Source organism: Prevotella sp. oral taxon 376, assembly GCF_003043945.1.
GTDB lineage: Bacteria > Bacteroidota > Bacteroidia > Bacteroidales > Bacteroidaceae > Prevotella.
The window spans coordinates 1,207,432-1,229,040 of sequence record NZ_PYXG01000001.1 but is presented as its reverse complement, the minus strand read 5'-3'; the positions used below and the strand labels follow the sequence as shown (position 1 = coordinate 1,229,040).

The window sequence follows — 21,609 nt, the reverse complement described above, 5'->3', positions numbered from 1 at the left end:
ATGAATCGCAAAACCATTAAAATCTTCTATAAACCGCATCTTCCGCCTCTGCCATAGAGGCAAGCGGGAAGCCGGCGGACAGGAGGCCGTCTCCCGTCTGACAAAATCGGCGAGATTGTCCGACGAAATCGCCGAAATCGTCCGGCAAAATCGGCGAGATTGAAAAACAGGGGGCGGTTAAAAGGCGAGGCTCGGGGGGGCTTCTCCCATGCCTTTTGTCCGTCTTTTCTCCGGAAAGCAGTCTTTTTCCGCCACCCCACTTGCAATATTCAGGGAAATTATCTATCTTTGCGTAAGGTAATAATCACATCAAAACAAAAGAGAAAATGGCAAAGGTATATGAATTTCTGGCCAACGGCTTCGAAGACATCGAGGCCTTGGCACCGGTAGACATCCTGCGCAGAGGGGGTGCGGACATCAAGACCGTCAGCGTTACGGGCAGCGAATTCGCGGAGAGCTCGCACGGCGTAACCCTCAAGGCCGACCTGAGATTTGAGGATGCCGACCTCCGCGACGCCGACATGCTCTTGCTGCCGGGCGGCATGCCGGGAGCAAAAAACCTGCTGGAACACCGCGGCGTGCGCGAGGCCCTGACGGCTCAATGCGAGGCGGGGAAAAGAATCGGCGCCATCTGCGCCGCTCCCATGGTGCTCGGCAACCTGGGAATCCTCAAGGGAAAGCGCGCCACCTGCTATCCGGGTTTCGAACAATATCTGGAAGGAGCGGAATATACGCACGAGCTCGTAACCGTAGACGGCAACTTCATCACCGGCGAGGGACCGGCCGCCGTGCTGCCTTACGCTTACCGGATACTCTCTTTCCTCAAGGGAGAGGAGACTGCCCGCCAGGTGGAGGAGGATATGGTGTACACCCATCTGATGAGCAGATAATATGAAACCCCTGTCTTCCGGAGGACAGGGAAAAAGCGTTCGCCCATGGATTATATCATCATCGTTGCCGGCGGCAAGGGGCTCAGGATGGGCTCCGAGGTGCCGAAGCAGTTTCTGCCGATAGGTGGAAAGCCTGTGCTCATGCGCACCATGGAGCGTTTCCGTGAATATGACGGAGCGCTCCGAATCATCCTCGTACTGCCGCGCGAACAGCAGGATTACTGGCAGAGGCTGTGCAAGGAACACCGCTTCGACATCGGCCACACACTCGTAGACGGCGGCGACACTCGCTTCGCCTCCTCCCGCAACGGGCTCCGTGCCATCCCCGACGAGGAAGAGGGCATCGTGGGAATACACGACGGCGTGCGCCCCTTTGTCTCCGTGGAGGTCATCCGCAGGTGTTACGACATGGCACGCCGCTGCGGAGCGGTCATCCCGGTGCTGCCCGTAACCGACACCCTTCGCCACATCGACGAGACCGGCGGCGGCCGCAATGTGCTCAGAAGCGACTACCGCATCGTCCAGACCCCGCAGACCTTCGACATCCAACTCCTCAAAAGGGCTTTCCTGCAGCCCTGGCAGCCACGGTTCACCGACGACGCATCGGTCGTGGAGGCCTTGGGGCATAAGGTGGAGATGACAGAGGGCAACCGTGAGAACATCAAGCTCACGACCCCCTTCGACCTGAAAACAGGCGAGACGATTGTGAATTGTCAATTATGAACTACACATTATAAATCATGCAGTGAAATGAGCAGCATTCTCGACCAGGACATCATGTATCTTCCCGGGGTAGGGCCGAGGAAGAAGGAAATATTGAGTAAGGAACTCAATATTCATTCCTGGCGCGATCTGCTCGAGTATTACCCTTATAAATATGTGGACCGCAGCCGCATCTACGCCATCTCGGAACTGTCTGCCGACATGCCCTTCATACAGATCAAGGGCAAAATCCTGAGCTTCGAGGAGTTCAGCATGGGAGGGCGGAAGAAGCGCGTCGTGGCCCATTTTGCCGATGGGCACGGCATCTGCGACCTCGTGTGGTTTCGCGGGGCGCAATACATCTACAAGACCTATAAGACTGGCGTCGACTACATCGTTTTCGGAAAGCCCACGATATTCAACGGAAGATATCAGTTTGCCCACCCCGACATCGACGATGCGGCCACCCTCGAGCTGTCGCAGATGGGCATGCAGCCGTATTACATGACGACCGAGAAGATGAAAAAGGCGGGACTGACATCGCGGGGAATGGAGAAAATGACGAAGGGACTGGTGGAAAAACTCACCGAGACGCTGCCCGAAACCCTGCCTCCCTACATCACGGGGCCACTCCACCTCATCGACCGAGACTCCGCCTATCGCTGGATTCACTATCCCAGAAATGCCCTGCAGATGCGGAAAGCCCGCCTGCGCCTGAAGTTCGAGGAACTGTTCTATGTACAACTCAACATCCTCCGGTATGCCTCCGACCAGCGCCGCAAGTACCGCGGATACATCTTCCAGCATGTGGGAAGGGAGTTTAACCACTTCTATAGGCACAACCTTCACTTCTCCCTGACGGGGGCACAGAAACGGGTAATGCACGAAATCAGGGCCGACATGAGGTCAGGAAGACAGATGAACCGACTGCTGCAGGGTGATGTGGGGTCGGGAAAAACGCTCGTAGCCCTCATGACCATGCTCATTGCGCTCGACAACGGGTATCAGGCCTGTATCATGGCACCAACTGAAATCTTGGCCGAACAGCACTTCCAAACGATCAAAGAGCTCCTGAGAGATATGGACATCCGCATTGAACTGCTCACCGGAATCATAAAAGGCAAGCGACGGGAGGAGATTCTCAGGGGGCTCGCCGACGGCAGTGTGCGGATACTGATAGGTACTCACGCCGTGATAGAAGACCCCGTCCGGTTTGCCCGCCTGGGGCTTGCCGTGGTCGACGAGCAGCACCGCTTCGGGGTCGCCCAGCGTGCCAAGCTATGGTCGAAGAGTGAGAATCCGCCTCATATACTTGTGATGACGGCCACGCCCATTCCCCGCACATTGGCCATGACGATATACGGCGACCTTGATGTGAGCGTCATCGACGAGCTTCCGCCCGGTCGCAAACCCATTATGACGCTGCACAAATACGACAACCAGATGACGAGCCTCTATCAGGGCATCCGCCAACAGATTCGCCAAGGGCGACAGGCCTACATCGTGTTCCCGCTCATTCAGGAAAGCGAGAAGATAGACTTGAAAAACCTCGAGAAAGGATTTGAAATCTTAAAGGAAGTCTTCTCGGAGTTCAGGCTCAGCAAGGTACACGGCAAGATGAAGCCCAAGGAGAAAGAGGAGGAGATGCGGAAGTTCATCGCGGGCGAAACCCAGATTCTCGTTGCCACAACGGTGATAGAAGTGGGAGTAAATGTTCCCAACGCTTCTGTCATGGTTATCCTCGACGCCCAGCGCTTCGGGCTCTCCCAACTGCATCAGCTGAGAGGGCGCGTAGGGCGCGGAGCCGACCAGAGCTACTGCATTCTAGTTACGAATTACCAACTGGCCGAAGAGACCCGGAAGCGTATCGACATCATGTGCGAGACCAACGACGGGTTTGAAATAGCAGAGGCCGACCTCAAGTTCCGCGGCCCCGGAGACCTGGAAGGCACCCAGCAGAGCGGCATGGCGTTTGATCTGAAGATTGCGGATATTGCCCGCGACGGTCAGATCGTGCAAATGGCGCGGGACGAGGCACAAAAGATCATCGATGCGGATCCTGAATGTAACCGTCCGGAATACCAGATTTTATGGAATAGGTTAAAAAAATTAAGAAAGTCAAACGTCAACTGGTCTGCTATAAGTTGATGCGGGAATCAACCATATATGCTATAAACAGGGCGAGCGCAAGCAATTTAAAATGATTCCAATTATGTTAAATGCCACAAAAAATGTGTTAATATAATAGGTTCCCTTGTCTTTTTTTATTATATTTGCAAAGTCCTTTTTTAATAAATGAACTGGTTATAGCTCATTTTGACGAAATCAGGCGTGTTGTTTTTCTTCCGCCTAAGGACTCAAACCTACAAACAATTTGTATGACTTTAAGAAATATTTTCAAGACTACTACAATTACAGGATTACTCTTCCTTGCCGTTCTTCCGGCCGGCGCGCAGGACCTCTTGGCCCGCCAAGCACCCATAGACCGCAGGACAAAGAAAGTGGACACTCTGGCGTTACAGAACCTTTTACGCAAAGAAAACTTGGAATCACCCTCCGCGCAGCTATATGCAGACTGGAATAATCAATATGCACATCGAGAGCAGGAACTCCCCGACTCTTTCCGCATCGATCTACGGCACTTCCACATGCCGACTGTCAGTCGAGTAATCACTTCCAATTTCGGCAGTCGCTGGGGTCGCCAGCACAAAGGCATTGATATTAAAGTCTATATCGGAGATACCATTCGGGCCGCTTTTTCCGGTAAAGTGCGCATCGTACAGTATGAAGGCGGAGGTTATGGAAAATATATCGTCATCCGCCACACAAACGGCTTAGAGACCATCTACGGGCATCTGTCAAAGCAGTTGGTGGTTGAGAACCAGACCGTCAGGGCCGGCGATGTCATCGGCTTAGGCGGAAACACGGGGCGCAGTACAGGCTCCCACCTCCATTTTGAGACCCGTCTGTGCGGCGTAGCCTTGAATCCGGCTCTTATGTTCGACTTCAGAGCGCAGGATGTAGTGGCCGACAGCTATATGTTCCGCAAGAATTCCTATAAGCATGAGTCAGTAGAAGCCAATCACTCGCGTGGCGTTGTCGGCAACGGCAGATATACCCGGGAGGAAGTCCGAGGTGAGATAGCACAAAACACAACGACCGTCAGCAACGAAGAGAAGCAATATCACAAAGTGGTTTCAGGGGAAACCCTCTACTCCATTGCCGACAAGCGTGGCGTAACCGTCGACATCTTGCTGAAGTTGAACAAGCTCTCACGCTCCTCCAAGATTCGTCCCGGCATGATTATCAGGTATTCTTAATCATCCCCACATAAAACAACAATCAGAAAATAGAATGCCCGCCTGAAGAGTTGTCAAGGCGGGCATTCTCTTATTCTCTACTTCTTAAAAATCGCTCTCACCGCAAACCATACATGGGTGAGCAGCGTTGCTAATAAACCGTAGTGCTTTCTCATTACCCGGAAACGCTCTTTCAGCGAGGCCTTGTGATAAGCTGTGGTCATCCCGCCATCCAGGAAATTCACGACCACAGCATGCACATTCCTCAAAGGAAGCCCCCTTGTCTCGGCATCTTTCATAATCCTGATACACCAGTCCACATCCGCCGAGTAGCGATATCGAAGGTCATAAGGGTGCGCCTTGGCCAAGTCCGCACGAGCATAAAACGCCTGATGACACACCAGCATGCCCCATCGGAACGACTTCCACGACAGCTCCCGGGGAGGCGACAGACGGCGATGGCGGACAAAGTGCCCCTCGTCGTTCACGACATCCGTATCGCCATAGAGTACGCCCGGAAGCTTTTCGCCCTCACCCACGGCATTGGCTATATGTTCCAAAGTGTCCTTGGCCGGAAAGGCATCTCCCGCATTGAGATACACAAGATAGTCGCCGGTAGCCATTCTCAGGCCTTTGTTCATCGCATCATAGAGGCCCTTGTCCGGCTTGCTGACGGTTGCGATCGCGTGAGAGGTTGCCTTCCTTGCGGATTCCTCCGCATAATCAGCCACCAGCCGCATGGTGGCATCCCTTGAGTTACCGTCTATGATGAGATGCTCCACATGAGGATAAGACTGCTCCAACACGCTCACGAGCGTGCGCCTTACCACCGACTGGGCATTGAATGTACAGGTTATAACCGTGAATTTAATCATATCTTCGAGTCCGTATCTGACAATACCTTATTATATATACCGATATATCTCATCGCGACTGCATTCTGAGAATAGCACGACGCAACCTTCTCTACGGCGGCCCGGCTCAAAATTGGACCGTCAGCCTCGGCAAGTACCCAGCGTAACCCCCGTGCCAAATCGCCGGAATCCTTGTATCTCGCCACATAGCCGTTCGTCAGGTGGTCTATCTCCTCTGGAATACCGCCCACCTCAAAACCAACGCAGGGCACTCCGCAAGCCATCGCCTCCATGATGGTATTCGGTAGATTTTCCGACAGAGAAGGCAAAACGAACACATCGGCAGCAGCATAGACGCGGGCTATTTGGTGCACATCGTTGATGTAGCCCAAAGCAAAAACGGGCAGGTTGAACAAGGGAGCGATTTCCTCGGCATGTCCTCCGAGAACCACCAGCCCTATGTTCTCCCTCATCCCCGGTTCCTCCCCGACCAATTGGTTGCAGGCCTCCACCAGGTAGCGCATACCTTTATTCACATTCGTAACCCGCTGGGAGACGAAGAGAATCAACTTCTTGTCGGCCGGCAAGCCCAGGCTTTTCCGGACCCGCTGCCTGTTCGAGGGTTGAAAAAGATGTGTGTCGATAGGATTGGGGATGCTGGTTACCCATTGTCCTTGCAGCAAGGCACTCGACTTCGCCTCGCTTTCAAGCCAACGGGAACATGCCACGAATGTCATGCTCCGACCTTCCAAGACCTTCCGCTTACGCCGCCACACCTTCGCCGACAAGTCATTCCGGCTCCCATTGCCCGGCAAATACTTGCAGTTCCTGCACCCAACCTTGAAACTCTCACATCCAAGAGTGAGATGACAGAGTGAAGTGGCAGGCCACATATCATGCATCGTCCATACCACAGGCTTACCGCTTTCAAGTATTTTGCGAATATTCTTCAAGGATAGCATCCCCTGATTGATCCAGCCCAGATGGATGATGTCTGCCTCACGGAATTCCCGCAATGAGGTAATATCACGCCCTGTGTTTGCCATATCGAGCTCAAACAGGTGGCGGCGAGAGAAATGAAGATGGCAGAAGAGGCACCATCGCTCCCACAGGAAGTTCCATTTATTCAGGAAGCTGTCCGGCAACCGTACGACGGAAAGTCGGTCGGTCTCCTTATCCCGGACCAGCATCTTCGCCTTTACGCCATTATTGTTCAGTGCCTGCAACAGGCGTCGGGCTGCCACGGCCGCACCGCCGGTCTGTTCGCTGGTGTTCACAATCAATATTCTCATCCGCAGAAGTATTTACGAGCAAAGGTAATGCAAAATGGCATAAATGACAAGAATTTCCATGGATTATTACTTGTGTGCGGGCACAAAACTTTGATATAAGTCAAGAATAAGCATGTTTTCAGCACAAACAAGCAAGAATTCATTGCGCTTTTCCTAATTTCTCCGTATCTTTGCATCATCAAAAGGTTAATAGATTGTTTAGGTTAGTAGTAATAGATTTAGGTTTTTAGTTATTAGGTTTTAAGGTAGATTTACAGATTGTTTAACGAAGGATGACAATGGAAACCGCGAGGCTTTCATTTATTTCGAAAAAGGATTTTTAGTTAAACATAGGTTTTACGCTGTTGCTCGTTGAGAGTTGCAGCGTATTTTTTTGCCTTTTCTTCCGGCAGCAGCCGCTTTCGGGCAGGACGCCGAAGAGGGTTCAGCCCCGCGCGGAGCCTTTCCGGGAGCACCGTGAAGCGCAGGTCAAGAACAAGAGAATGATTGGGAAGAATGCCAAAAGCGGCCATAAGCCTGACGAAACCGGCGAGATTGAACGACAAAACCGGCGAAATCGTGCGGCGAAATCGGCGATTTCGTCAAACTGCCCACGGCAAAGAGAATATCAGAAGATCACCCGAGGGAATACAAGCGGCCGCTACCGCTCTATCAGGCAGACGGCATAGGCACTGATTCCCTCCTCGCGCCCCGTGAAGCCAAGCCGCTCAGAGGTCGTCGCCTTGATGGAGATGTTCTCCTCGTCGGTATCCATCACCTTGGCAAGACATGCCCTCATAGCCGGAATATGCGGATTGAGCTTGGGCCGTTCGGCACAAATCGTGGCGTCGACATTCACCAGCCGGTATCCTTTCGTGGCTATCAAGCCAATGGTCTTGCGGAGAAGCAGCTTGCTGTCTACATCCAGCGTGTCTGCCGAAGTATCGGGAAAATGGTAGCCGATATCGCGCATATTGGCCGCTCCCAGCAGCGCGTCGCAGACAGCGTGTATCAACACATCGGCATCGCTGTGGCCGAGAAGCCCCAGCTCGTGCTCTATCTTGACGCCTCCCATCCACAACTCGCGACCCTCCACGAGTCTGTGGACATCATAGCCCATACCTACCCGAATGCTCATCTCCTGTGAAATAAATCCTTGATACCGTCCATGTCAAAACTCAATGAGATACGCAAGGTCTGGTCGAGAGGGTTGCTCTTGGCCGTGGAAATCAGGTATCCGGCATCCAGAGAGAACACGCTCATCCAGAATCCCGCGCCCACGGTGAAGTATTTACGGTTTCCCTTGTTCTCGCTTTCATGGTGATAACCGGCACGCAGCGAGAATTTGTCGTTATAAGTGTACTCCGCGCCCACGCTCCAGTAAATCTCCTCCAACTCTTCCGAAAATCCGTTTGGAGCGTCGCTGAAACTCTTGAAGATACCGGAAATCGACGACACATTCCAGTAGTCGTTCTCCATGCGACGCTGGTAATCTTCCGTGCTCTCGCCTTCCTCCTTCTTCGGATAGGTCGGCACCAGCAACTTATTGGCATCAGCGGCCACGGTAATCTTATTATACTCATCGATGGGCACCATCAGAGAGGCTCCCAGCCGGAGGTTGGTCGGTATGAAGTAACTATGGTTGTCGCCCCCGAAGCTTATTTTGCTGCCGATATTGGAAATGTTCAGTCCCAAGCCCAGCTGGCATTCACGGGATCCCAGGTTGACATAGTTCTGATAATAGGCGGCAATATCAGCCGCAAAGGCAGAGCCCGGCGATGTATCGTCGGTCAAAGTGTATTTCAAGTCGGAGTAAATCCACCTGACCGCCGCTCCGAGAGAGAACTTCTCGCTCAGCATCAGGGAATAAGCCACATCCAAGGACATCTCATAAGGGTTTATAGACAGGGAGTTGGCCGTCTTGTCCAGAAAAACCTCTCCCATGGAGAAATACCGCAGCGAACCGCTCACCGCACTATAGTCGCCGATACGATAGTATCCGGAAAGGTAGGCCAGATCCATATCATTGACCAACTGCCGCAGCCAAGGGGTATAGTTCAGGGATACTCCGGCACGGGAAATATTGAACGGATATTTCGCCGGATTCCAGTATTGTGAGTTGACATCAGCCTCCGTAGCCACACCCACATCACCCATACCTGCCCCACGGGCATCAGGAGCAATGTTCTGGGAGGTTACGGAATAGTTCACAGGGTTAAAGAGGTCGCGCTTCTCTTGGGCAGACAAGCCGAGCGACAATGTTCCCAGCATGCTTACTGCGAATATTCTGAAAATTCTGTTCATTTTCCAATCAGATGACGATACATTACTGCCTATAAACGCAGAAGCTATCTTAATTATTGCCTACAACTATTAATTTCTTGGCTTTCGACACCTTGGTGCTTCCGCCCGAGGCGATACGCACACGGTAAACATATACGCCCGTCTGCAGCTTCCTGCCTCTGCCTGTCGTCAAATCCCAGCTTAGCGTATAGGTCTGAGAGGTGCTCACGCCGCTTTCGGAATGCGACCACATCCAGCGGCCACTGATGTCGTAGACATCCACCTCCACATCCATGTTGCTTCCGGTACGGTCGTGATTGATGATGAAGGTAGTTGTGGTAGTTGTGGTAGTTGCCGGATTGTGCGATACATCCACGCTGAAAAGGTTGGGCTCCAGCCCGGGCACAACCTTGAAGGTAAGCTCTGCCGTCGACGAATTGTTCAGCACATCCCATGCACGGAACAGAAGCTTGTGCTTTCCGGGTGCCAGTTCCGGCAGATTATAATAGGTAGAGCCGCTGGTATAGGTTCCGAAATCGAACTGGAAGTTATCGTTCAAAATATAAGTCTTGCTCATGTCGCCGTCAATAATGAGCTCAAGATCGTGTCCTATTCCGTTTCCCGACGCATTAATGCCGTCCTCATCTTTCACCTGCGCCACGAAGTAAGGGGTCGCGTTCACATTTCCTCCATTCATGAACGAGGGCGAATTAAGGTAGCAGTAGATGGAAGGACCGATGGTATTCCTGCCCTCAAGCTCGCTTCCGCCTATCGTAAAACGGTCGGTAGAGCCGTGGGCCTCCAGCGTATGGTCGGCATTTACCGCATAAACATTGATGAGTCCGCTGGCATCGGTATAGCTGATATCTTTCGGTACGGCAAACGAGAAGGTGAACCGCCCGTTCCTTACACTGTCCGAGCCAGTAAAGAGGGTCTTCGTCCGGTCGTAATATCGGAAAGGCGTGTCTGCCCCGGAATCACTGGTATTGTTAAGCTTACAAGTGATGAGTTCCCTTTGATCACGCACCGTGGCCGTCATCACGCCGTTGAAGCCGTCGCCGTCTTCAATGTGCCCACTCACCCGAGCTATGCTCCCGGCCTTCAACTGCGCACCTTCCGCAATGCCGTTGATATCGTCTATGACCACCTTTCTCGTAGGAAGGTTCAGGCGGAGGGCCGGGTCGCCCAGCAAGGAATACTGCAACTTGTTCGTCGTATAGTCCTGCCCGCTGGTAATCATCTCGTTTTTCGCCAGCATCTGGGCCTCCCCGATGGTGGTCGGCTGCCCGTCCTTAACAGTCAGCACATGGCGCAGATAGGCCATGTTGATGGCTTTGTTATAGTTGGACTGCACGGTTCGAGTTGTACCGAAGAATGCCATCGCCCCCCCCTTGGCATTCAGCAAGGCCCGCTCTCCGATAGTGGAAACCGTACCGTCGAACGGCATGATATCACAAGAGGCCGTTATCCACAAGGGCAGATTCTCATTGCGGAACGATTCGAAATCGGCGAGACGGAGCACCAACTCGTGCGAAATCTGGTCCTCGCGTCCATGTCCCCCATAGTCCATGATGAGCGCGCCGTTGGCCTGATACTGCTTAATAAGTGCCGTAACTTCTGGATAAGTGTTGCCCGTGGCCGAAGTCTTGCGGGTATAGGCATCCCACATTACCTTGCGCACGAGATATCCCGGATGCAGAGAGGCTATTTGCTCAGCGGCATCATTTATATCGCTCATGTGAATATTGTCGTTACCGTCGTCGCCCATGAACACGAGCGTGTTCTGCCATGCCCCCGCATTGTCGTTCTCAGCGTAGCGGATGGTCTTGTCGACAAGAATCTTCGCCTCGGCTTCCGTCGTTACGGGGAATCGCCCGACGGCCATATCCAGCTTGTCGGAGCTGCGGGGATTGCCACCCTCGCCATCATCGAGGAGGCAGAAAAATCCATCGTCGACATAACAATAAAGTTCATTGAACGAATTTTCGCTCTCAAAGCAAAGCAGCAGGTCATCGGCTTTGAGATTGTGGCAGTCGCTGGTCAGCAGTCGGTTATCCCATACGCAGTCGCCGAAGAGCAGCAAGTATTTGGGCATGTCGGCATCACTGGAAGACCTGTCGTAGAGCATCTTCAGATATCGCCGATAGGCATTGGCATCGGGGGTGCCACTGCCAAACTCGTTGAAAAGCTCGTCTGAGGGTATGATGCGCACTCTCAGGCCGTTCTTCTGTTCGTGGAATTCTTTCAGACGCTGTGCCTGCGAGAGCAACTTCTGTGAAGTCGGTATGATGATGACCATATCGGCAGGTCCGTCGGCATGGTGATCTTGATGGGTGATATTATATACATATTCCGGTTCGGGGAAACTGACACCCGAAAGGACGGGCGCAGCCTTCGGCTTGCTGTAGGTCAGCGAGAGAAAGTCGAGGCGTACGGGACCACCGCTTGTCGTGGCTATCTCAACCTTGTCCGCGGATGTCAAGGAGGCTATCTCGTAAGTTTCGGCAACCATGTTGCCTTTGTCATATTTCGATAATCTTATCTGCAGCGACCCCACCTCGCGATCGTTCACCTTGATGCTGGCCGTACTGGCGGTACCCGCAGAGAGGCGCACGGTGAGCCGGGCGTTCGTACCCTGTACGCTCGCATCATTCGTCAGGGTGTAGACTCGTTTCTCGCCCTGATCGATAGGGTCGTCGCCGAAAAGGTTTCTGCCGCCCTGATACCAGGCATAGGAGTCCACCTCATAGAGTTCGTGATAGTCGTCGACCGACGGATAATGGGTCTTCAGGAAGGTCTCGGAATCCACTTTCAGGGGGTCGCCATCGGCTTCGGTAATAAAATAATATCCATAATCGGAATACGGATTGCGGATACGGATGACAGCGGTGTTGCTTGCCCAACTCACGGGACCTTGTGCATGGAAGAGCCTACGACCATCGACCTCGCAGGTCGGCACTTCTTTCAGATCGTCCAATCGCTGAAGCTCATTGCCGTCGAGCACCTCATTTTGCAAGGCGCCGCCATAGCCATACACCCTGACTTTTGACAGATTGCTAAAGCCCGCCTTACGAATCAGCTCCTCGGTGAGGACATAGATGCCTGTGGAGGGCACACGAACCTTGGCCCATCGACCGCTTGCCAGCACTGAATGGTCGACATATCGGCCCGCTGTTCCCACACGGGTAAGAGCATTAGACTTACGCACGGATCGCCTTGCAGCCTTCGCCTCCACCCGGAGCATGAAACTCACGAGTACCTGATAGCGGCGATTTCTATAGACCAGCGGACATAACTGCACCTCAAGCACGCCCTGCTTGCGACTCACGCCAATGCTTTGATTCACCACAGGGAGCGCGGGCAATTCCGCCCTTGATATTCTTCGGTAACGCTCGATGTCGTCCTTGGTCATATCGATGAATTCCGGATAGGCAATCGAAACTGTATAGACGGAGTCGGCATAACCCTCACCAAGGGGTACCTGATAGGTAAACGAAGGTAACACCGAGTCGACCCTGACTTCCTGAGCAGTAAGGTTATAGAACCGCTGCGCACTCACCTGCATCAGGCTGCACAGCATCCCTATGGACAACAGTATTCGCTTCTTCATCTGTTATGCTATTTCACACAGAATTACTTACATCTCAAATCCAGCACCTTTTTGTCTTCCAGCCAGCCCTCCAGGTGATCTTCTATCTGCACGGGGCCTACGCCCGCAGGAGTGCCCGTATAAAGGAGGTCGCCCGTCTTCAGCGTGAAGAACCGACTGATATAGGCTATCAATTGGTCGACTGTGTAGAGCATGTCGGCCGTCTGCCCCTCCTGCCGCATCTCACCATTAACGGCAAGGCGGAAACCAATGCGTTGCACGCTTAGGAATTTCTCTTTATCTACCCACTCACCGATAACAGCAGAGCCGTCAAAACCCTTGCAGAGCTCCCACGGATGCCCCTCAGAGCGTAACTTCCGCTGCACATCGCGGGCCGTAAAGTCAATTCCCAGCGTTACGGCATCATAGTAGCGGTGGGCAAATCGCTCGGCAATCGTCTTGCCTAAGCGTGATATTCGCACCACCAACCCAGCCTCATAATCGATGCGGCCCATGAAGTCGGGTACGAAGAAAGGCTTCCCCGGCTTGAGCAGGGCGGAATCTGCCTTCGTGAAAATCACGGGGTCCTCGAGTTTATATAACGCCCCATCAAGCTCTTTATTATATTCTCGGTAGTTCGTACCTACTGCAAAGATTTTCATGTCTTTCCTTATTTTATAGCAAAGATAGTAGAAATCGGAGAGAACGCAAAATAAATAAACATTTATTTTCTGCCAAGCTAACAAAGGTCAAAGACAAACTTCAGAGACTTTAGAAAGCTATTTTTGTAGATCGGAGAATAAATTGTATCTTTGCCGAGCTATGCAATAGCCGCAGAAAACTTTTGCCCAACTCATCACATACGAAGTCTCTGTCATCCTTAAGGTACGCATGGATGTACTCGTGGCGGAAGAAAACTGCCCCAATCCCAACCTTGACGGAATCGACCCAAAGGCCATTCATACGGAATTTCAGGCCTTATCAGAGAGGTTTCCGGAAGACGGAATCTCACACAGGCAGATACTATCCTGATGCTGAAAGCCTTTCCGGAATGTAATAGAAAATGCCACCGCCAACGCGATGGCATATCCAATTTAAGAGTCAAACTTCCCTAAAGCCGCTCGCGCAGCGTTCGGAAAACCAGTGTCCTCATCTTAGAAGTAATAGGCCAAGCCTATCTGAAACGCTCCGCTCCTGCTCTTTACACCCTTGTAAAGGCTTGAGGCGGAGAACTCGCCGGTATGTCCACAACCGAAGTTATAGTCCATTGAAACCTCCAGATGATTCAAGGTCGTGATGCCAACGCCGAGGTTTACACTAAGATTGGTATTCTTCCATTTCCAGTCAACATCCTTCATGTCATCCGCTAGATTGAAACCAAACTGCGGACCTGCGAAAAAGAACACGCTCGCAATACCTCCGATTCCGAAAGAATAGCGGAGGTTGACAGGAATGGCGAGTTGCTTCTGCCTGACGGTTTCCTCCTCCCTTATGATTTGTTCACTACCCTTGTCGACCGTTATCGTGGCACTACGCTGGTCGTAGAGCAAGGCTCCGTCGAGCGAGAGACCTACAAGCGGCAGACTGATCTTGGCCGTCGGGCCAAGGTAGAACCCCGCTTGATTAGACTTATCAAAGACAGACTTATCAAAAGACATGTTCGTTACATTCAGTCCGCCTTTCACACCGAACTTTATCTGAGCCTGCGCAGTAGTGGCAGACAACATCATGAGGGCTGTAAAAGCCATTGTGATCAACTTCTTCATTTTACCTTTTCCTTTCTTATTTTTTATTTGGTTAATGTCTTTCGCGTCGAACAGTAACGCGTGCCGACGACCCAGACAGACTTCCACCGTCCGATTTGCGCTTGGAACGAATGCTTGAATTGCCTCCCCTCAGACTCCGGCGATTCTTACGGCTCACCTTCTTCTGGTTTCTGTCAGCCACTGCTATGCTGTCGAGCGAATCCTTGCGGGTCTTGTCGCCCCATATATGTTCCTCAAAGGCCTTGATTTCTTCTTCTATCCGCTTCTGCTCCTTGGTCATGGCCTCCTCGTTAGGACAATATTGAGCCAGGGTCTTTCCGAGCATGTTAGTTGTCTTATAGATCTTGCCGCGATAAGAATTCTTGGTGAAATAATCATCAATACTCATCACCGCTGCATTGTTAAGGTTGCTCGTCATGATAGTCTGCTTGGAAAGAAACGGTGCCAAGTCGTCATACCGGACCCAGAAGAGAGGGTAAGAGGTGGCCCCGTCTCCGAAATCATCTTCACGCTTCATGATCGGGCAGAGTGCCAGAACCTTCGTATGGAAGGTTGCCGAGGCCTGGTCATAGTAGGACGATTCCTTCACATAATAGGCCGTTACCTCACGCGAGGGGATGTCGCTGTCATCGATATGTGTGCCCCTGTCGGTGGTTTCATAGAAGATGTGATAGTTATCGAGAAATGCCTTGCGCTTGACTTCTGCGCCCTCATTGAACACCTCATTGCCGTCCAGACGATATTCATAGGCCTTGACCTGTCCCGTCATGAAGAGCTTAAAGATGTAGGTGAACAGGTTCATCTGCGTTCCCAACGGCTCTACGGGATAGTAAAGGGCAGCATTGGCATCTTCGTTGAGGTTGAGTTCACGGTATACATCACGACGCCAGACCACATTCTCGTCCATCTTCAGCTCTGTAGGAAACGAGATTTGCGCACGGGTGGTGATGTTACCGGCGTTGTTCTTCTGAGCAGCCTGTTGTTCTGCTCTACGACGCACAGACTGCGCGAAGGCACCTTGGGCAGCAAGAACTATAAGCAATAAAAACAGTATTCTCTTCATTGTAGCTTATCGTATTATCTTTTTTACTTCACTATTACTTCCAAAGGATAGGGCAGGGTGCGGGTAATACCGTCGGGTCCTACTGCCTTCACGCCGCGGATATAGAATCGCTTGTTACGAGAAAGATGACGAAACTGCTCCTTCTGACGCTCTGAGAACGAGGCTCCATTCGACGCTATGGGCACGGCATTGCCCATATTATCGAAAAACACAGTCTCAAATCCAAGCACTTTGAATGGTATGTCGAGCAAACCGTCGTCAATGGCAGCCGAAACGGTGCTCAACCCCATCAGGGAAACCTTCGGCAGCCCACCCCCCTTGAAGCGGTTGGTACCGATGCTGAGGTAAGCCGTCGGATCCGGCAACTTACGCACATGGAATACAAACGGCGGCATCGTGCGAGTCTGTCCCTTGTCGCGGGCCGTAACATGGATGGTTACATCTTGTCCAACAGCAGCTGGAACGGCCACAAAGTGCCCATTACCCTTCGAGGAAAGGCTTCCACCCGTCATCGTCGCACTTACTCCGTTTGCCGGAACTCCCGGCACACTGATGCTGACAGGATTGCTATAGCCGGCATAGAGCACATTCATCAGGTCGGCAGCTACGGTTGCCGTGTTGGGCGCAGGTATCACCGAATACTTCTGAAGGAAGTCGCGGCGAACCATATCGCCGTTGCCATTGCGCATGAGCATATATCCGCTGAATTGGTGGTCGCCCACTCCACCGGCCGCAAACTGGTATCGTCCGGTCGCGGAGTTTATCCGCCGGCCGTTCACATAGATTTCAGGAGTCTGCGTAGTGTCTACCGCTGCCATCACGATATTTGCCTTGAAAGACTCACCCGGATAGAGCACTGTCTTCTCGGGAATCACGAAAGCATCAAGTTTATTTACCCTGATATCCTTCAAGCCTATGTTAGAAACCAGAGCATGGAGCACCTCCCCTTCCGCATAGCGCACATCGCTCTGCAACTTGGAGAGCAGGGTTACCGCTGCCGCGACAGGCATATTCTCGAACATATACTCCTGCCAGTTCTTGCCGAGCACATTCTTGGCATTTTTGGGGATTGCCGTCGAGAGGTTGTTGGCTATGATTTTCTTCTGCGCAGGGTCGCTTATCATCTTCAGAATGCGCTCACGATAGCTATTGATGGCATGGAAGAGCTTCCGCCCCTTACCGCTGCCAGGAGCCAACATCACTTCGCCTGCGGCATCCAGATTATCCTTATTATTAATATTGAGGGGATCGCCATCTCTGCCGTCGGCCACCCTCACGATCTCTGTCTTCAATGTCTGGGCAAAATTGTAGAGCGAATCGCTCATGTTCTTGACGGTCGTAGCTTTTTCAAACCATATACGCACTTTCCCGGGATTGGCCTTCATCTGTTCCTCAAAACCATCATATAGGGCCTTGTTCTGCTCGCTCGAACTCCTTGTGGTGCGATTCAGGCTGTCCTCCACGATGGAGAATCCGTTGAGCACCTCGGTTGAAATGTTCAGCGCAAGCATGGCCATCAAGACGATATACATCAAGTTTATCATCTTTTGGCGAGGGGTTACGGGTCTTTTCTTTATAGCCATATCGTAACTTTATGCGTCTCAACCCTCCGTGGAAGAGGCACTGGGGGCAGCCACTTTCATGTTGACGGTCATCGCCTCTATCATGCGGGTGTAAATCTTATTGAGCTGTTCGATGTGCTGGGCCATCTTCTTGCTCTGCTCATTGATTTGGTCTATGGTTCCGACTTGCTGACTGGCACCCTTGAGCTGCATCTCATAGACTTTTGCAATGCCTGTAAGGGTACGGTTGAGATTCTCCATTTCCTCGCTGTCGCGAGTCAGGCGACTACTCTGTTCGTTCACCTTCTGCAGCGTTTCCACCAGTTTCTTCAGCTCCTCGACATAATTGCCCTGAGCCTCATTGAAAGCTTCAGCCTCTGCCATAGACATCTGGGGGACATAATTGGGCTGAGGTTGTGCAACAGCGGAAACAGCAGGAACGGACGGAGCCTCTTGTTTCTGCTCTTCTCCCGAATGCTCCAAGCTCTTCTTTCTGTCTTCTTCGTAAACCACCTTACCCGTTTCGAGGAAATCCTCGGTTATATGGGTGGGAAGCTCTCGACCGATGGCGGTCTTGTCGAAAGGGCGGTCGAAGGCAGACAGGAAGAACACGACGACCTCGGTTCCCATTCCCAGAAACAGCATGAGGTTGGCTCCCGGCAAATGCGTGAGCTTGAACAGTGCGCCCAGGATCACCACCGAGGCACCCCAGCTATAGGCATAGTTCAGGAAGGTTTGGCCGGGCACGGTATCTATCCACTTCTGCAGACGGTATACCATATTATATTTACTATACTTAGACATTATCTTTTGCTCTTTTTTTGTTTCGTGCTTGTACTGTTAGCCAGACTCCTTACGCAACGGAATCCGATATAAGAACGGGGCTGGTTCTGGTATTCCCAGGTTCTCCAAGCCGAGCGGATGTATGACTCCGGGTCTTTCCACGATCCTCCACGCACGCTCTTCTTCTTGAGTTTATAAGGGTCTTCCTTGGCCGCATTATACTCAAGGGTCGGATTCAGGTCGTTCATAGCGTCAACACCAGACTCCGTATAGACCGTACTGGTCCATTCCGCCACATTGCCAGCCATGTCATAGAGACCATTGCTGTTAGGAGAATAGATACCCACCTTACTGGTAATGAGGTTTCCATCCTTAGTATAGTTACCCCTGTCGGGCTTGAAGTTGGCATAGAAACATCCGTCTCCACTCTTCACTTCCTGGTTTTCCCAAGGAAATTCCGTACCGTTCTTGCCACGCGCGGCATACTCCCATTCCGCCTCCGTGGGCAGACGATAGCGTTGCACATAGCGAGCTTCACCGCCCAAGCCCTTTAGGAGATAATTCGTACGCCACGCACAGAAGGCATTGGCCTGCTCCCAGGTAACGCCCACCACGGGATAATCATTGTAGGCAGGATTGCTGAAGTAGTTGCGCAGATACATTTCGTTGTCCGAGTTCTTGAAATCGTTCACCCAGCAAGTGGTGTCCGGATATACATTTACAATATAAGTGTTGAGGAAGTCCCAAGGCCCGGTCAGCTCCCGATCAATGGTTTCTCTCACGATTCGTCCCTCATCGTCGATATAGGCCGTATCTTTCGAAATCATCACGGCTTCGTTCGGAGCCGCCGCTAAATCCGTATTGAGGTTGCGCTCTGCGGGATTCAGGCGGTTACGGCGAAGAGCGGCAGCGGTATAGTCATAAATCTCATACTTGTAGTTGAGCTGTCGATAGTCCAGCAACCTCTCTCCGGTAACGGGATTTGTAACATACAGACTCTCGAAGGCACGCCGTTCATCCTCGTTGGGCTTGCGGGGCAGCGGTTTTCTCCAGTTCACCCGCGGAGGAACGGGGTCGCCGTTCTTATCCTCGGTAATCATATAAGTCTCGTCGCCCGCATAGGCCGGGTCGGCCAGACGGGTGCGAAGGATAGAATCTCTCACATACTCCACAAACTGCTTATACTCGGAGTTCGTAACCTCCGTGTCGTCCATCCAGAAACCGTCTACGGAGATATCCTTCACGGGAGTGGTCATTCCCCAAAGGCTGTCTTGCTTCTCAAGACCCATCCTCACATAACCCCTGTTTACCTTCACCATTCCATAAGGTGCCGGTTCGGAGAACCCTTTACCGCCACCGACGCCCACCACTTCGCCGCCCCGCCCCGAAGCGGACATCGACTTGCTGCCAAAGCAACCGGTAAGAGCCAGCGACAACGAAATGGCACAAAGAGTTATGATACCTTTTCTCTTCTTCATATCTTTATAGTATTCTTACGCTTTTATGCTTGTTTCTTCCTTTTTTCACCAGATTTATATCGGTCTGGTAGCCAATGAACAGCTCATGGCTGCCGTTGCCGGGATTGATGGCCGAAGTATAGAGCTCATAGCTGTAGCCTATCACTATCCCGTGGAAGCTCCCGCCCACAAGGAATGTTACCGAGTTTGTAGGGCTATAGGCTACTCCTCCATACATCATCCTGCCGTCATTGTTATATACCAATCGCCCAGTAAGGTCTGCCCGATAGGCCGTAAGGTCTGTCCTGACCAGAAGCGACGGTCGTATTGTGAGAAACGGGTTTCTTAATTTAATATTGTATCCACCCGTCAAATAATATGTAGCATCTATTTTCAGTTCATGGGTTTCGCCCAGGTCTATCGTCGGCGCATTGAGATGCTGGCCCGACAGTCCCACATACCACGGTCCATGACGGTAATACAGCCCCAGCCCGATATCCACGCCGCTGCCCGTAACCTCCGATGTGGGCAGTGCGGGATCGTTGGCCTCGCCGGCATCGAGCTTTGTCCCATCGAAATTCTCGCTCAACAAGCCAAGCTGCAGACCCGCGCTGACCGTACCACCCAGCAGGTTTCGCTTGTAGACATACTGCAGGGCTAAGCGCTGATGGGTGAAAAGTCCGATCTTGTCATTCATCAGCTGCACGCCTGCCCCATGATAGGCCTTCATGAAATAGAAAGGCATGTCGGCACCAAGATACATCGTCCGGGGATTATGTTCATACCCCATCAGGTCCTGGGCATAGGCGGCGTTTACATTAAGCTTCGCCTCTTTGCCGGCAGAAGCCGGGTTGAACGATGGTTCCATGTCAAAATAATGACTGAAAGAAACATCATATTGTGCACTTGCAGGGAGCAGTGCCAATAACAGCAGCGAAATTATGACCAGAGTTTTCTTAAGCACGACTAAATAACGAACCCGCTTTCGTTTTATTGTATAAAAAAAACCGCTCTTGGAAAGAACGGTCTTTATTTCTGACTCTAATATTCGTCATCATTCCAGAGGAAGTCGTCTTTCGACGGATAGTCGGGCCAGATGTCCTCGATACTCTCGTAAACATCACCCTCATCCTCTATTTCCTGCAAATTCTCTATAACTTCCAAAGGGGCACCCGAACGAGTAGCATAGTCTATCAACTCCTCTTTTGTTGCAGGCCAAGGTGCATCCTCGAGCTTTGAAGCCAGTTCCAATGTCCAATACATATACTTTATTTTAACGAGTTTTACTTGTGCGTGCAAAAGTAATCATTTTATCGGGAATTGCAAGAGATAAGGGATTTTTTTTCAATTTATCTGTCAATAAAATGCAAAAACACAATGATTTCAAAAATTCACACGGTAGTTTCGCTTGTATTTCTTCCGATCGAAGAACACAATGCCACATTCGTAGAGGTCGAAACTGACGCCACTGCGACCGTCGGCTACGATTTTCCGCCAGGCCCGAAGCGTCTTCCTGGAATAGTGGATATCCTCCACCACGAGCACCGAGGCTTCATCAGCATGGTCGGCAAACGCCTCGTATATGCGCCACCAGTTCTGTTCCAAATCCATCACCACGACCTTGCTTCGCGCCACCCGGTCCAATTCGTAGCCGTGGATGCAGTCCACCACCGTGGCCTCCGGGCACCCCATGAGCACGGCAGACTCGTAATTCTCCACCTGAAACAGGCAGATGCCCCACTGGCAAGGCCCCTGACAGCGGGCCAACCGCCCATAGAGCGCGGCCTTACGAAGCCATTTTTTATCACCTTGAGGATAGAGCTGGCACGACCTGAGCCTATCTTCCTCGGGCACGCCTCCTCTCACGACCTCACGAATGAATCGATAGGCAAAGGGCGACTGCACGCCGAACCCCCTGCTGCGGGGAATCCGAAGCAACCTGACAAGCGCTCTTTTCACGCGTGATCCCATATCCTTATCTCTTTAGAATGTTGCAAAGATACACAAAAAACAGAAACCACGAAACGGAACGAGGCAAAAAAGATGCTCGCGGAAAGCTGCCCACAATGAGCCGAAAGGGGGCGAGCCCC

General features: G+C 51.9%; 19 protein-coding genes. 5 read left to right on the top strand and 14 right to left on the bottom strand.

The annotated features are described in order from the left end of the window. Positions 1-326 precede the first annotated feature (326 nt). The 4 genes from C7120_RS05300 (at position 327) to C7120_RS05285 (ending at position 4,912) form a co-directional block, all read left to right on the top strand. The gene (locus C7120_RS05300) at positions 327-890 is read left to right on the top strand and encodes a DJ-1 family glyoxalase III (RefSeq protein ID WP_107620662.1); all 564 of its coding nucleotides are present in this window, start codon (positions 327-329) and stop codon (positions 888-890) included. Between the two features lie 45 nt (positions 891-935). Continuing rightward, the gene (locus C7120_RS05295) at positions 936-1,613 is read left to right on the top strand and encodes a 2-C-methyl-D-erythritol 4-phosphate cytidylyltransferase (protein ID WP_107620661.1); all 678 of its coding nucleotides are present in this window, start codon (positions 936-938) and stop codon (positions 1,611-1,613) included. A 27-nt stretch (positions 1,614-1,640) separates the two neighbouring features. Next, positions 1,641-3,740 (top strand): ATP-dependent DNA helicase RecG, encoded by a 2,100-nt coding sequence (recG, locus tag C7120_RS05290; protein ID WP_107620660.1) that lies wholly within the window; start codon positions 1,641-1,643, stop codon positions 3,738-3,740. Between the two features lie 230 nt (positions 3,741-3,970). Then, positions 3,971-4,912, top strand: a complete 942-nt coding sequence (locus tag C7120_RS05285) for a M23 family metallopeptidase (RefSeq protein ID WP_107620659.1) — start codon at positions 3,971-3,973, stop codon at positions 4,910-4,912. Between the two features lie 77 nt (positions 4,913-4,989). Here C7120_RS05285 and C7120_RS05280 read toward each other — a convergent pair whose 3' ends face one another. The 6 genes from C7120_RS05280 to C7120_RS05250 form a co-directional block, all read right to left on the bottom strand. Beyond that, positions 4,990-5,766: a glycosyltransferase family 2 protein gene (locus C7120_RS05280; protein WP_107620658.1), complete on the bottom strand. Its 777-nt coding sequence runs from the start codon at positions 5,764-5,766 to the stop codon at positions 4,990-4,992. Then, positions 5,763-7,037 carry a glycosyltransferase family 4 protein gene (locus C7120_RS05275; RefSeq protein ID WP_107620657.1) on the bottom strand — a complete coding sequence of 425 codons (1,275 nt, stop codon included), beginning with the start codon at positions 7,035-7,037 and terminating at the stop codon, positions 5,763-5,765. Before C7120_RS05275 ends, C7120_RS05280 begins: the two co-directional genes overlap by 4 nt. 640 nt (positions 7,038-7,677) lie before the next feature. Then, positions 7,678-8,154 carry a 2-C-methyl-D-erythritol 2,4-cyclodiphosphate synthase gene (gene ispF, locus C7120_RS05265; RefSeq protein WP_107620655.1) on the bottom strand — a complete coding sequence of 159 codons (477 nt, stop codon included), beginning with the start codon at positions 8,152-8,154 and terminating at the stop codon, positions 7,678-7,680. Further along, positions 8,151-9,287 carry a type IX secretion system outer membrane channel protein PorV gene (gene porV / locus C7120_RS05260; protein ID WP_369916861.1) on the bottom strand — a complete coding sequence of 379 codons (1,137 nt, stop codon included), beginning with the start codon at positions 9,285-9,287 and terminating at the stop codon, positions 8,151-8,153. Before porV ends, ispF begins: the two co-directional genes overlap by 4 nt. 82 nt (positions 9,288-9,369) lie before the next feature. After that, the gene (gene porU / locus C7120_RS05255) at positions 9,370-12,909 is read right to left on the bottom strand and encodes a type IX secretion system sortase PorU (RefSeq protein ID WP_107620653.1); all 3,540 of its coding nucleotides are present in this window, start codon (positions 12,907-12,909) and stop codon (positions 9,370-9,372) included. A gap of 23 nt (positions 12,910-12,932) precedes the next feature. Next, the gene (locus C7120_RS05250; RefSeq protein ID WP_107620652.1) at positions 12,933-13,550 is read right to left on the bottom strand and encodes a fumarylacetoacetate hydrolase family protein; all 618 of its coding nucleotides are present in this window, start codon (positions 13,548-13,550) and stop codon (positions 12,933-12,935) included. Between the two features lie 229 nt (positions 13,551-13,779). On the opposite strand from C7120_RS05250, the gene C7120_RS13880 reads away from it, so the two are divergent. Then, positions 13,780-13,920 (top strand): hypothetical protein, encoded by a 141-nt coding sequence (locus C7120_RS13880; RefSeq protein WP_158267348.1) that lies wholly within the window; start codon positions 13,780-13,782, stop codon positions 13,918-13,920. Positions 13,921-14,042: 122 nt separating this feature from the next. Here C7120_RS13880 and C7120_RS05240 read toward each other — a convergent pair whose 3' ends face one another. From C7120_RS05240 to C7120_RS05205, 8 genes are all read right to left on the bottom strand, one after another. Continuing rightward, on the bottom strand, positions 14,043-14,654 hold the full coding sequence (locus C7120_RS05240; RefSeq protein ID WP_107620650.1) for a porin family protein: 612 nt from the start codon (positions 14,652-14,654) through the stop codon (positions 14,043-14,045). A 31-nt stretch (positions 14,655-14,685) separates the two neighbouring features. Continuing rightward, positions 14,686-15,717, bottom strand: coding sequence for a gliding motility protein GldN (gene gldN / locus C7120_RS05235; RefSeq protein WP_107620649.1), 1,032 nt, complete (start codon positions 15,715-15,717; stop codon positions 14,686-14,688). Between the two features lie 23 nt (positions 15,718-15,740). After that, complete coding sequence (gldM, locus tag C7120_RS05230) at positions 15,741-17,300, bottom strand: gliding motility protein GldM (RefSeq protein ID WP_107620648.1); 1,560 nt, start codon at positions 17,298-17,300, stop codon at positions 15,741-15,743. Between the two features lie 18 nt (positions 17,301-17,318). Continuing rightward, the gene (gene gldL, locus C7120_RS05225; RefSeq protein ID WP_107620647.1) at positions 17,319-18,083 is read right to left on the bottom strand and encodes a gliding motility protein GldL; all 765 of its coding nucleotides are present in this window, start codon (positions 18,081-18,083) and stop codon (positions 17,319-17,321) included. Then, complete coding sequence (locus C7120_RS05220; protein ID WP_107620646.1) at positions 18,083-19,540, bottom strand: SUMF1/EgtB/PvdO family nonheme iron enzyme; 1,458 nt, start codon at positions 19,538-19,540, stop codon at positions 18,083-18,085. Before C7120_RS05220 ends, gldL begins: the two co-directional genes overlap by 1 nt. Positions 19,541-19,544: 4 nt before the next feature. Next, a complete protein-coding gene (locus tag C7120_RS05215; RefSeq protein ID WP_107620645.1) occupies positions 19,545-20,483 on the bottom strand; it encodes a type IX secretion system membrane protein PorP/SprF in 939 nt (312 codons plus the stop codon). A 77-nt stretch (positions 20,484-20,560) separates the two neighbouring features. Next, the gene (locus tag C7120_RS05210; RefSeq protein WP_092113532.1) at positions 20,561-20,782 is read right to left on the bottom strand and encodes a DUF2795 domain-containing protein; all 222 of its coding nucleotides are present in this window, start codon (positions 20,780-20,782) and stop codon (positions 20,561-20,563) included. A 120-nt stretch (positions 20,783-20,902) separates the two neighbouring features. Further along, entirely contained in the window at positions 20,903-21,490 is a 588-nt protein-coding gene (locus tag C7120_RS05205; protein WP_107620644.1) for a hypothetical protein, read from the bottom strand. Positions 21,491-21,609: the final 119 nt, after the last annotated feature.